The organism is Nocardiopsis listeri (assembly GCF_020741345.1).
GTDB lineage: Bacteria > Actinomycetota > Actinomycetes > Streptosporangiales > Streptosporangiaceae > Nocardiopsis > Nocardiopsis listeri_A.
The window spans coordinates 1-12,044 of the sequence record NZ_DYZD01000239.1 but is presented as its reverse complement, the minus strand read 5'-3'; the positions used below and the strand labels follow the sequence as shown (position 1 = coordinate 12,044).

12 protein-coding genes and 1 pseudogene are annotated in these 12,044 nt (G+C 70.1%); 6 read left to right on the top strand and 7 right to left on the bottom strand.

Annotated features, from left to right (window positions below; all coding sequences use genetic code 11):
* On the top strand, window positions 1-1,050 hold a 1,050-nt coding region (locus tag K8V84_RS12735; protein ID WP_304074411.1), incomplete at its 5' end, for a hypothetical protein.
* Between the two features lie 12 nt (window positions 1,051-1,062).
* On the opposite strand, the gene K8V84_RS12730 is transcribed toward K8V84_RS12735, so the two are convergent.
* The 3 genes from K8V84_RS12730 to K8V84_RS12720 form a co-directional block, all read right to left on the bottom strand.
* Window positions 1,063-1,659, bottom strand: coding sequence for an RDD family protein (locus K8V84_RS12730; RefSeq protein WP_304074409.1), 597 nt, complete (start codon window positions 1,657-1,659; stop codon window positions 1,063-1,065).
* Between the two features lie 147 nt (window positions 1,660-1,806).
* Window positions 1,807-2,304, bottom strand: coding sequence for a transcription elongation factor GreA (gene greA, locus K8V84_RS12725; protein WP_304074408.1), 498 nt, complete (start codon window positions 2,302-2,304; stop codon window positions 1,807-1,809).
* Window positions 2,305-2,452: 148 nt separating this feature from the next.
* Complete coding sequence (locus tag K8V84_RS12720) at window positions 2,453-2,869, bottom strand: DUF4307 domain-containing protein (protein WP_304074406.1); 417 nt, start codon at window positions 2,867-2,869, stop codon at window positions 2,453-2,455.
* 168 nt (window positions 2,870-3,037) lie between these two features.
* Between K8V84_RS12720 and mca the strand changes: the two genes are divergently transcribed.
* Together mca and K8V84_RS12710 are read left to right on the top strand one after the other, a co-directional pair.
* A complete protein-coding gene (mca, locus tag K8V84_RS12715; RefSeq protein ID WP_304074404.1) occupies window positions 3,038-3,916 on the top strand; it encodes a mycothiol conjugate amidase Mca in 879 nt (292 codons plus the stop codon).
* A gap of 5 nt (window positions 3,917-3,921) precedes the next feature.
* Entirely contained in the window at window positions 3,922-4,227 is a 306-nt protein-coding gene (locus K8V84_RS12710) for a hypothetical protein (protein WP_304074402.1), read from the top strand.
* On the opposite strand, the gene K8V84_RS12705 is transcribed toward K8V84_RS12710, so the two are convergent.
* Window positions 4,224-5,054, bottom strand: coding sequence for an SDR family oxidoreductase (locus K8V84_RS12705; RefSeq protein ID WP_304074401.1), 831 nt, complete (start codon window positions 5,052-5,054; stop codon window positions 4,224-4,226). The two genes, K8V84_RS12710 and K8V84_RS12705, sit on opposite strands and share 4 nt — an antisense overlap.
* Complete coding sequence (locus K8V84_RS12700) at window positions 5,051-6,187, bottom strand: hypothetical protein (RefSeq protein WP_304074399.1); 1,137 nt, start codon at window positions 6,185-6,187, stop codon at window positions 5,051-5,053. Before K8V84_RS12700 ends, K8V84_RS12705 begins: the two co-directional genes overlap by 4 nt.
* A 133-nt stretch (window positions 6,188-6,320) precedes the next feature.
* Here K8V84_RS12700 and K8V84_RS12695 point away from each other — a divergent pair, with 133 nt between their 5' ends.
* Together K8V84_RS12695 and K8V84_RS12690 are read left to right on the top strand one after the other, a co-directional pair.
* Window positions 6,321-7,334, top strand: a complete 1,014-nt coding sequence (locus K8V84_RS12695; protein WP_304074397.1) for an AraC family transcriptional regulator — start codon at window positions 6,321-6,323, stop codon at window positions 7,332-7,334.
* A gap of 31 nt (window positions 7,335-7,365) precedes the next feature.
* On the top strand, window positions 7,366-9,399 hold the full coding sequence (locus K8V84_RS12690; RefSeq protein WP_304074396.1) for a thioredoxin domain-containing protein: 2,034 nt from the start codon (window positions 7,366-7,368) through the stop codon (window positions 9,397-9,399).
* Between the two features lie 19 nt (window positions 9,400-9,418).
* On the opposite strand, the pseudogene K8V84_RS12685 reads toward K8V84_RS12690, so the two are convergent.
* Window positions 9,419-10,330 (bottom strand): annotated as a pseudogene (locus K8V84_RS12685) (serine/threonine protein kinase); the annotation flags it as partial.
* Between K8V84_RS12685 and K8V84_RS12680 the strand changes: the two are divergent.
* Window positions 10,305-10,658: a hypothetical protein gene (locus K8V84_RS12680; protein WP_304074394.1), complete on the top strand. Its 354-nt coding sequence runs from the start codon at window positions 10,305-10,307 to the stop codon at window positions 10,656-10,658. The pseudogene K8V84_RS12685 and the gene K8V84_RS12680 sit on opposite strands and share 26 nt — an antisense overlap.
* Window position 10,659: 1 nt before the next feature.
* Here the strand turns inward: K8V84_RS12680 and K8V84_RS12675 are convergent.
* A partial coding sequence (locus K8V84_RS12675) for a lysylphosphatidylglycerol synthase transmembrane domain-containing protein (RefSeq protein WP_304074393.1) occupies window positions 10,660-12,044 on the bottom strand: 1,385 nt, incomplete at its 5' end.

The following is a 12,044-nucleotide window of genomic DNA, read 5'->3' as shown; positions in this document are numbered from 1 at the left end:
GAGGCCCCCACCGACACCATCGACGTGTCGGTGACCACCACCGGTGACGAGGAGGAGGTTCTCACCGAGGCCCGGGGCGTGCGCGCCGACGGCATGTGGACCGAGTGGCACCCGGCCCGATCGGGCGGGGGCCGCGTGGCCCTTCCCTCCGAGGTCACCGAGGTGCAGCTGCGCGTCGAGATGTCCGCCGCGGGAGAGAGGAACGACACCTCCGTCACCGACGTGCGTCTGCGCCCCGTGGAGACCTCGTCCACCGAGACCGACACCGGCGCGGACGATTCGGTGCGGGACGACGACGTACCCGTCCCCTACTCCGCCCGGCTCTTCGCCACCCGCATCGGCCTGGTCGGCAACACCACCGCCAACGGCCACACCGTGCGCCCCGACGACCACTTCGTCGCCCTGCCCTCCCGCAGGGGTCTGGCCAACCGCGGCGGCGGCGAGTACACCGTCCGGGTGTGCACCACCGGCGAACTCGGTCCGGACGCCTCGGGCGACACCGAGAACCACAAGGCGCGCTGCGCCTACCTGCCGGTGTGGGACGTGGGCCCCTGGAACATCACCGACGATCACTGGAACGAGGACCGTGAGTCCTGGCGCGATCTGGACCGGGGCCGCCCCCAGTCCCAGGCCGCCTTCACCGAGGGACACAACGGTGGACTGGACGGGTTCGGTCGCCGCGTGCAGAACCCGGCCGGCATCGACCTGGCCGACGGAGCCTTCAACGAGGCGTTGCAACTTCCCACCAACGGCTGGGTCCGGGTCGACTACCTGTGGACCGCCGAGTACCGCGATCGCGCGGAGATCGTCACGGACACCCGAAGCGATCCGGTGATCGTGCGCACCGGTCCCTCCACCCAGCACGACACCGTCGGTCTGGCCGCGCACAAGGCCAACGTCGACGTGGCCTGCCAGGTGGTCGGCGACCCCGCCAGTGGACCTAACGGCACCGGAGACGTCTGGTACCGGATCGGGGAGGACCACTACGTTCCGGCGGTCTTCGCCTCGGGCGGCTCCGACGCCCCGCGGTGCCTGCCCGACCAGCCCTGAGCCGGCTTCGGGTCAGTCGCGGGTGCGGATCACCACGGTTCCGGCGACGCGGTCGTGCAGGGCGCGTTCCCGGTCGTCGCCGAACATGGCCATCGACTCCCCGAGTGAGAACAGGTGGCCCAGACACGGCACCGACTGCGGCAGGCAGAACAGCATGGACCGGCCGATGGCCTGGCCCTGGTTCAGTTTGCCGCCGTCCGCCGCGTCGACCACCTTGATGCCCACCATCATCTTGCCGAGGGTTCTTCCCCAGGCGATCAGGTAGAGCCAGTCGTAGAAGAACAGCAGCAGGCCCCAGCCGAAGAGGAACAACGAGCCCCAGAGGGCTCCTTCCGCGTCGCTGGTTCCGCCCTCTCCTCCGGTGGCCAGGGCCGTGAAGAGCACCATCACGACGAAGAACGAGAAGGCGGCGATGGTCGCCAACACCGCGTCGATGGCCCGGGCGACCAGGCGGATACCGAACCCGGCGGGACGCGCCGGTGGCGGGGGCGGAGGAGGCGGAGGAGCCGGCTGTGCGGGAAGGGGGCCTCCGTAGGACCAACCACCGCTCTGCGGGGGCGGCCCGGCCTGATACGGGTCTTGAGGGTTCCAGTAGGGCGAGGAGGGCATGCGACCGCCGGTTCCTTGGGTCGAAGGGGTTCAACGAGCGGGGATCAAATGCAGAGTACCCAGCGGTGGGACCCACCGACCACACGACGAGGGGCGGCCGTGGCCGCCCCTCGTCATACGGTCTCGTCCGTCCGAAGACCGGACGTTTCACACGCCGTAGGGCACTGCTCCGATGATCTCCACACCGAGGCTCTTGCCGTTGGGGAGTTCGTAGCTGACGGTCTCGCCCACACGCTTGCCGTTGATCGCGGAACCGAGTGGGGACTTGGGAGAGTACACGTCGATGGGGGATCCGCTCTCCTCCCTGGAGGCGAGCAGGAAGGTGACCTCCTCGTCGTCACCTTCGAACATGATGGTGACGGTCATGCCGGGTCCGACCACGCCCTCGATACGGGGCGTTTCGCCGACCCTCGCGGTGCGCAGGATCTCGGTGAGCTGGAGGATGCGGGCCTCCATCTTGCCCTGCTCCTCCTTGGCGGCGTGGTATCCGCCGTTCTCCTTGAGGTCGCCCTCCTCTCGGGCGGCCTCGATCTTCTCCGCGATCTCGATGCGCCCACGCCCCGACAGGTGGTCCAGCTCGGTCTTGAGCCGGTCGTACGCCTCCTGGGTGAGCCAGGTGGCGTTGTCATCGCGGGTCTGGGTCACGGGAACTCCTTGTGTACTAGTAGCAAAGGCCACCAGGCGGCCAGAGCTGAACTTACGAGAATATCACCGAGCGCGATCACGCGCCCGGTGTCCGTGCTCTCGGGGTTCCGCCCCGTTCCTGGTACCCGGTCGGGGAGGACTCGGTCGGTCAGTCTTGCGAACCTTGTTCCCTGCAAGAGGCCACTTCTACCGTGCCGGCCTGACGAACCGTCTCGATGCTCGCCTCGACCATGCGGTTACCGGCCTCGACCTCGACCCTGCTCGTACCCACCTCGACCATCTGCTCGTCCAACGCGCGCAGCAGGCACTCGGCGCCCTCCTTGCTGTTCACCTCGAAGGAGATCCGCGCCTCGTCGGCCGATGGCGCCGTGACCGTCACCACCTGGTGGTACACGCCACCACCCAACCCGCTGTAGCTCATCACGGAGAGCCCCCAACCAAAGGTGACCGCCACCGCGAAGATGGTGCCGACGACGAAGAAGACGGGCCCGTTGCCGTGGCGCTTACGGAGCGCTGGAGCTGTGTCGGCACTGTTCACGGCATCATCTTCCGGGGTCGCTGACATTGGGAATCTCCGAGCGAGGGGATGGTGTTGTCTAAGATATCCCCGACCCGACAGCCCCCCTACGCGGCCCGCACGTGAGTCGTCCGACGTCGTGGATCACCGGGGGTACGGCCGTGCCCCCGCCCAGAGGTCGTCCGGGTCGTCGACCGAGCCAAGGAGAATCCTTCGTTGTCCGAGCGCCTGCGGCTTATGGCCGTCCATGCCCATCCCGATGACGAGTCCAGCAAGGGCGCGGCCACCATGGCGCGCTATGTCCAAGAGGGCGCGGAAGTGCTGGTCGTCACCATGACCGGTGGTGAACGCGGTGACATTCTCAACCCCGCGATGGAACGCCCGGAGATCCGGGAGAACATCACCGAGGTACGCCGTCAAGAGATGAACCGGGCCCGCGAGATCCTGGGGATCGAGCAGGAGTTCGCCGGTTTCGTCGACTCGGGTCTGCCCGAGGGCGATCCGCTGCCGCCCCTGCCCGAGGGGTGCTTCGCCACCCTTCCGGTGGAAGAGGCCGCGGCCCCCCTGGTCGAGGCGATCCGCCGGTTCCGTCCGCACGTGATCCTCACCTATGACGAGAACGGCGGCTACCCGCACCCCGACCACATCATGACCCACAAGGTGTCGATGCACGCCTTCGACGCCGCGCCCGAACCGGACGCCTACCCGGGCACCGGCGACCCGTGGCAGCCCCTCAAGCTGTACTACTTCGTGGGCTTTCCTCCCGAGCGCTTCGACGCGCTCGCCGAGGTCCTGGCCGAACGCGGCCTGGAGAACCCCTTCGAGGACTGGGCCGCGCGGATCAAGGACAGCGATCGGCGTCGCTGGGAGATCACCACGCGGGTGCACTGCGGTGAGTACTTCGACGTCGCGCACGACGCCCTGCGGGCCCACGCCACCCAGATCGACCCGAACGGCTTCTGGTTCGCGGTGCCCAACGAGATCGTGGCCGAGGCCTGGCCGACCGAGGACTACCACCTGGTCCGTTCCCTCGTGGACACCGAGGTCCCGGAGAAGGACCTCTTCGCGGGGGTCCGGGAAGCAATGAGAGTATGAACGACATGAACACCCTTCTCGCGTCCACGATGGTGCTCGCCGACAGCTTCTCCTTGGACAAGGACACGGTCACGCCCGGCGTCATGGGCTTCCTCGCCATCTTCGCGATCGGTGTGGCCCTGTTCTTCCTCATGCGCAACATGACGGGCAAGCTCGAGGGTGTCTCGGAGCGCGCCGAGGAGGCCGGAGAGAAGAAGCCGTCCAGGCCGAACATCTACGCGAGCGAGGCCGCCGGGCCCGCGAAGGTCGATGCCACGAAGGTCGAGGCCTCCGGTTCGGAGAAGGCCGACGACGGCACGGACAAGGGTTAGTTCTTGTGGGACCGGAGCATCCTGCGTTGGGTGCTCCGTCCCATGGCCACCGCCATCGGTAGTCCCCACAGCCCGAGCCTGGGCAGGGCGTCGGCGAGCCGGGACTGCCACCCCCGCCACCGGGGCAGGATCGTCACGGGGCGAGGCCGGTCGAGGATTCGGCCGACGGCCCTGACCACCTCTTCCGGACGCAGCAGTCTGCCCGAGAACGACAGCGCCGATTCGGGGTCGTCGAGTTTGTCGTGCAGCATCGGCGTCCAGATCCCGTCCGGGCACACGCACGAGATGTCGATGTCGCCTATCCCGGCCAGTCGCAGGTCGGCGAGGGTGCTGAGACTGAAGCCGATGGCGGCGTGCTTGGACCCGGCGTACACGGCCTCGCCGGGCACGGCCGTGATCCCGGCCAGGGACACGATGTTGACGATGTGACCACCTCCCCGTCCGCGCATGGTCCGGATCGCCGTCACGGTGCCGTTGACGGTGCCCAGACCGTTGACGCCGAACAGCAGGGACCGGGTCGCCTCGTCCTGTTCCCACGCCGGTCCGGTGACCAGCACCCCCGCGTTGTTCACCCACACGTCCAGTCGTCCGGCGCGGGCCAGGATCTCGTCGCCGGCCGCGACGACCTGAGCCTCCTCCCGAACGTCCACCCGCATCGATGAGGCGCGCGGGCCCAGGTCCGCGGCGGCGGCAGCGGCGGCCTCCTCGTCGACGTCGGTGATCAGCACCGTGTACCCGCGCTCCACCATCAGTGCGGCGATCTCCCGACCCAGCCCACGCCCCGCGCCGGTGACGACGGCGCCTCCGGGTCCCGGCCTCACCGTCATCGTGCCTCGCCCCCGCGGAGTTCGCCGTAGGAGACGCCTCCGTGCGCGAACGTCGGCATCACCGGCCAGAAACGCTTCCACGGTGCGAGTTCCGTGGAGGGGAGGATCTGTAGCCAACGCGGGTCCCGACGGCACGGGTCCGCCAGGATCTTCTCCTTGACCATCGAGTCGTACTGGTCGAGCGAGTCCTCGAGGGTGTTGGCGTTCGGACAGATCTCCCGGCCGTAGCGTCGGTGATACCCCCGCACCCCGGGGATTTTCGACAGCTCCGGTTGCCAGTTGTCCAGGGCGATGCCGTTCTCGGAGGAGACCCACACCCCGTCGGGGGTGTTGAGCAGCAAAGAGTGGTTTCCGTCCGTGTGCCCGGGCGTCCACAGCAAGGTGATGCCCGGACCGAGTTCGACGTCACCGTCGAAGGTGACGAACGAGGACCGGTCCACGCCGTTGAGCCCGTCCTCCACGTACCACGCCCACTGCATCGGATGCAGGGACTCCAGCGTGGCCAGTTCACGGGAGTGCACCAACATCCGCGCCGAACCGAAGAGGGGAGTGCGCGGACGGTCCTCCCCGCGGATCACCTCGCTCGACCCGAGGATCATCCGGGGGTCCTGGACGTGCAGGTGGTCGAAGGTGCAGAAGTCGATGTCCTCCGGCGTGAGTCCGAGCCTGGTCAGCACGTCCGCCGGCTCGTTGTAGTACTTGAGAAGGAAGGCCTCGGCCAGGCGCGTCCCGCCCGGGATCCTGCGCATCAGCTCCTGGAGGTGGTGGTAGAACGGGGCCTGCGCCGAACCGTCCGGAACGGTCGGTTCGAACACCAGGGTGCGAGGACGCCCCTCCCAGTCGTCGTACTGCACCACGACCATGCGGTTGATCATCGCGATCATCGGCAGGGTCGGTACCGACACGGCGTTGTTGAAAGCGAACGCGACCGGGTAGGGGGCCGCGGCGATGTCCACCGATCGCACAGCGTGCACCGTGCCCTGGGACTTGAAGCGTTCCTTGTACGCGCGGGCGGCCTCCTTGACCGCGCTCAGCCGTTCACCGCGAGGCCGGACGTCGTGCACGCCCTCGAACTCCGGGACGCTCCGCGCGCCGATGCCGGCCAGGCCGTCCTCGGCGTGACTCGTGTCCATCCTCGTCCTCCGTGTCTCCTGGAAACGCTCTCCTCACGGCACCCTAGGAATCCAGGTGTGGGCTGGGACACTCTTCCTCCGGCCAGGGAGTTAACATTTCCGGACACGCGTACGGACGGAGAGAGGAACGCCGGTGCATCGGTGGGACCTGCCGCGCGGGCCGGCCAGCGCCCTGTTGCTGGTGCGGCTGGGCGAGGAACACTCCGTGCCCACGGGCACCGTCCTCCACGGGACCCGGATCGCCCTCGACGACCTGGAGGACCCGCACGCCCTGGTCACCGCTGAGCAGGAGACACGGATCGTCCGGAACCTGATCGGCGCGCTCCCGGCCGTCGAGGCGCTGCCGGTGCTCGCCGGCTCCCGATACCACCTCACCACGCACGGCATATGGGGGTTCGCGATCGCCGGCAGCCCGGACCTGCGTTCGGCGATCGGCGTCGGGCTGCGCTACCTCGCGTTGACCTGGGCCTTTTGTGACATGACGGTGGTCGAGGGCGAAGGTCGATCGCGTCTGCTGCTGCGGTCCGAACATCTGCCCGGGGACGTCCGGCGTTTCTTCGTCCACCGCGAGCTGGCCTCGATCATCGCGTTCGGTCGTGAGCTCGGGCTGGCGGAGGAACGGCTTCCCGAGGTGCGGTTGAGAGGTGGTCCGCCCACCGACCCGGAGCCCTACACGAGGCTGTTGGGCCGGCGCGTCCGCTTCGACGCCGAGGAGGACGCCCTGGTCCTCGACGCGGTGGAGCTCGACCGGCCGCTGCCGCGTGCCGACGCGCACACCGTCGCCCTGGCCGAGGAACAGTGCCGGCGGTTGTTGGGGGAGAGGTACGGGCGTTCAGGGGTGGCCGGGCTGGTCCGCGGTCACCTGATGTCCGGGCTCCCGGACGTCCCCGACATCGAGGTGGTGGCCGGGCGGCTGCACGTCAGCTCACGGACGCTGCGCCGGCGGCTCGTGGCCGAGGGAACCTCCTACCGTGTGCTGTTGGACGAGGTCCGCGAAGGGCTGTCGGAGGAACTGCTCGCCGCCGGGTGCACGGTGGAGGAGACCGGACGCCGGCTCGGTTACCGGAACACCCCGAGCTTCACCACGGCGTTCAAACGTTGGAAGGGGACGGCACCGCGCGTGTACCTGGCCCGGGTGGGGGCCTGACCCTTCGGACGCCGGCCGGCAGAGTGGGGACATGCCCAACCGCCTGAGCGACGCGACCAGCCCGTACCTGTTGCAACACGCCGACAACCCCGTGGATTGGTGGCCCTGGGGTGAGGAGGCCTTCGCCGAGGCCCGCCGCCGCGACGTCCCCCTCCTCATCTCGGTCGGATATTCGGCCTGCCACTGGTGCCACGTCATGGCCCACGAGTCCTTCGAGGACCAGGCGACCGCGGACCTGATGAACACCCTTTTCGTCAACGTCAAGGTCGACCGTGAGGAACGCCCCGACGTCGACGCGGTGTACATGGAGGCCACCCAGGCCATGACCGGTCAGGGCGGCTGGCCGATGACGGTGTTCGCCACCCCCGCCGGGGCGCCCTTCTACTGCGGCACCTACTTCCCGCGCGAGCACTTCCAACGGCTGCTCCAGGGGATCACCTCGGCCTGGCGGGACAAGCGGTCCGACCTGGTGGAGCAGGGGCGCCGCGTGGTGGACGCCCTGAGCGCACCACGTCGCCTGGCGTCCTCGCCGCCGCCCACCGCCACCGACCTGGACCTGGCCGTCCAGGCGCTGATCCGTGACTACGACACCACCTTCGGCGGGTACGGCGACGAGCCGAAGTTCCCGCCGTCGATGCTCCTGTCGTTCCTCACCGCGCAGCACGAACGGACCTTCCCGTTCCAGTCCGCCGACGAGCCCACCCCCGCCGCGCTCATGGCGGGCGGCACCGCCGTGGCCATGGCGCGCGGTGGCATCTACGACCAGCTCGGCGGAGGCTTCGCCCGCTACTCGGTGGATCGGGGTTGGGTGGTCCCGCACTTCGAGAAGATGCTGTACGACAACGCCCTGCTGCTGCGCGCCTACACCCGGCTGAGTCGTCGTCCCGCGGCGGGCGACGCGGCGGCCGACTCCGACCGGGCGCTGCTGCTGCGCGCCGCCCAGGAGACCGCCGACTGGATGCTGCGCGACCTGCGCACCCCCGAGGGCGGATTCGCCTCGGCCCTGGACGCCGACAGTGAGGGCGAGGAGGGCACCTATTACGTGTGGACGCCCGCACAACTGCGCGAGGTCCTGGGCGAGGAGGACGGCGCGTGGGCGGCCGCGCTGTTCGACGTGACCGAGGAGGGGACCTTCGAGCGCGGGTCCTCCGTCCTGCGGTTGCCCTCCGACCCCGACGACCCCGAACGCTATGACCGGGTGCGCTCCGCCCTGCTGTCCGCTCGCGCCGACCGGGTGCCGCCGGCCCGGGACGACAAGGTGGTCGCCTCCTGGAACGGGTTGGCGATCGCCGGCCTGGCCGAGGCCGGAGCCCTGCTGGGGCGTCCCGGGTGGATCACCGCCGCCCGTGAGGCCGCGGACCTGATCTTGGACGTGCACCTGCGCTACGGACGTCTGGTGCGTACCTCGCGCGACGGTGCTCCGGGCCCCGGCACGGGTGTGCTGGAGGACTACGCGAACCTGGCCGAGGGCCTGCTCGCCCTGCACGGAGTGACGGGGGAGGCCCGCTACGTGCGGGAGGCAGGCGCCCTGCTGGACACGGTCCTGGACCACTTCGGCGACGGCGAGGGTGGGTTCTTCGACACCGCCGACGACGCGGAGAAGCTGTTCAGTCGTCCCCAGGACCCCACGGACAACGCCACCCCCTCGGGCCGTTTCGCCGCCGCGTCCGCGCTGCTCACTTACGCGGCGCTCACGGGGAGCGAACGCCACAGGGAGGCGGCCGAGGGCGCGCTGTCGGTGGTCCCGCTCCTGGCCGAGAAGGCCCCGCGCTTCGCCGGTTGGGGCCTGGCGACAGGGGAGGCCCTGCTGACCGGACCGCGCGCGGTCGCCGTGGTCGGTGACCCGGGCGACCCGACCGTCGAAGAGATGGTGCGCACGGTCCTGAGCCGGGCGCCGCTGGGCACCGTGTTGTCCCGAGGCGAGGGTCGAGACAGTGGGGGAGTGCCCCTGCTGGAGCACCGCGTACCGATCGAGGGGAAGGCGACCGCCTACGTGTGCGAGGGCTTCACCTGCAAGCTCCCCGTCACCACCGTCGAGGAACTCATCGACCGGATCGCCGAGTAGAGGAGACCGCGAAGCGCCGCTACCGGAGCCGGACGTGGTCGATGATGGTGTCCACGACGTCCGGCCGGTAGTCGGGCTGGCGGATCTCCATGTACACGGTGCGCGGGGTGTCGGGCGGGTGTACCGCCACCGAGGTGAACGTGCCGTTGTCGTTGCACTCGGGCCATTCCCAGAGGGTGCCCTCCCACTGGTCGGTGCGGACCGGGCGCTCCTCGGGCCGACCCGCGCACGGGTCGGTCTCGGCCACCCGGTGCAGGTCGGGGGAGCCGGGCAGCACCGTGGCGTACACCCCGTAGGACTCCTCGTCGGTGGAGTGCCAGCGTTCGGCGTCGGTCGCGGCGAGCAACCCGGGGCCGGCACCGGCCTCGGCCACGGCCGGGCGCGCCTCCTGGTCGGGGTGGAACTCCCGGGCCCACACCGAGGGCACGTCCACGCGCACGTCCTGGGCGGCGTGCCGGACGGTGGTCAGCGACATCCCCGGGGTACCGGGCGATGCGGTCACGGCGAAGGCGAGCAGCGCGCAGACGAAGGCGAGGACGCCGGTCCGCCGCCAGGGCATGCGGGACAGGGACCACCAAGGGTCCGCCTTGGGCAGGTCGGGCGACATACGGATCGCCCTGACCCGATCGGTGAACGTCTTGGCGTCGCTCGGCCGGTCCTCTCGGTCCACCGATAGCGCGGCCAGGATCAGTTCGTCCAGAGCGGGGGGCAGACCTGGCCGGATCCGGCCAGGCGCGACCCGTACCGGAGGGCGCGAGGGCGGCTGACCGGTCATGAGTTCGTAGGCGACCGCGCCGAGCGAGTACACGTCGGAGCGAACGTCCAGGTCGCCGCCGGGCATGCTCTGCTCCGGCGACATGTAACCGGGGGTGCCGGCGGCGGCGGTGAACCCGGAGGCCTCGTCGATGGACTTGGCGAAGCCCAGGTCGGCGCACTATCCCGCGCTGCGACCCACCCCCGCCCAGGTGGTGGAGCGGTGCGCCGACCCGGCCCTGGAGCGCGTGTGGCCGCCCCGTCATCTGGGTGTGCCGAAGACCGCCCCGGCCCCTCTCGAAACCGACCCGGTCGTCATGGCGTCCTGGTCCGGTCCGGTCGAGGCCACCGCTCCGCAGCACCCCGGACCGACCGAGCCGCACACCCTGCTCGTATCGACACCGCCCCCCGCGCTCTCCGAAGAGGCGGTCCGACAGCGTTACCAGGTCACCATCGTGGCGCTGATGGGTCTCCTGCTGTTCCTGGGCGTCCTGCTGCTGATCTGAACTAGATGGCCTCTCGACGTTGCAGGTAACCGAAGGAGACCCAGCCGGGCAGCACCGGGAACCAGAACGTCAGCACCCGGAACAGCAGTACCGCGGGCAACGCCACCGCGGCGGGAACGCCCGCCACCGCGGTGAGTCCGCCGATCAGCGCGGCCTCCACGGCACCCAGACCGCCCGGGGTGGGCGCCGCCGAGCCGATGGCGTTGCCGGCCAGGAACACCACGGCGACGGCGACCAGGCTCACCTGGATCTCGGGACCCGCGAACGCCAGGACCGAGAAGTGCAGGCACAGCACGAACGCGACGGTGAGCAGCAGGGTGCCGCCGACCCCGAGCAGCAGGCTCATCGGGCGCTGGAGCATGTCCAGCAGCCGGGGCAGGACCCCGCGCAGGTAGGGGCGCAGGCGTTCGGCGGCGGCCCGGCGCATGCGGGGGTGCAGCAGGACCGTGGCCACGAGGGCGGTACCCAGGACGCTGATGAGGGTGACGGTCGGTGAGGGGGTGAAGCCCGTCCAGTAGGAGGTGCCGGTGAGGTAGGCACAGACCAGCAACAGGGGGACGTGGATCAGGAAGCCCACCAGCTGGGTGAGGCCGACCGCGGACAGCGCCAGGGAGGTGGGCACGCCGGCCTTGATGACGAACCTGCTGTTGATCGCGATCGAGCCCAACCCGGCGGGGGCCGCGATGCGCACGAACGAGGCCGCGTACTGGACCAGGACGGTGCGCCACCAGGGCAGCGGCGCCGGCACGAAGCCGACCAGCACCATGGCGGCGGCGATCATGCACATCGTGGCCATGGCGAACGCGACCAGGCCCCACAACGGGTCGGCGTGACGGATGGTGGCCAGGTCGACGCCGGCGAGTTGGTAGACCAGGACCAGTCCGACGACGGTGGCGACCACGAAGCTGACGATGGTGCGCGGCCGCATCCGTTCCAACCGGGCGGGTTCGGCCGGGGCCTCGGGAGCCAGGGTCACCAGGTGTCCGCGGAGCCGGCCCAGGAGCCCGCGGTCGGTGCGTCGCAGTTCGGCGCGCAGCCGGTGCGGCAGGCCGGGGGGTTGCAGCAGCGGAAGTACGGCGGCGGTGGTCTCCACGCCCAGGGCGCGCACGGCCGAGGTGACGGCGCGTTCGACGCCCACGCGCAGCGCCAGCAGGGTGAGCATGGCCGCGGTGTCCAGGGAGGTGCGCAGTTGGGCCGCGGCCACCGAGCCGTGGTCGAACCCGGTCAGGGCGGCGGTGGGCGGATCGTCGGGGCCGTTCTCACGAACGCCGACCGTGGCCCCGTGGAGGTCGCCGTGGGCGACGCGGCGTCGGTGCAGTGCGCCGAGGAGTTCCCACAGGTCGGCGAGCAGGGTGTCGGTGACCTGTTCGGGTTCGAGGGTGTCCA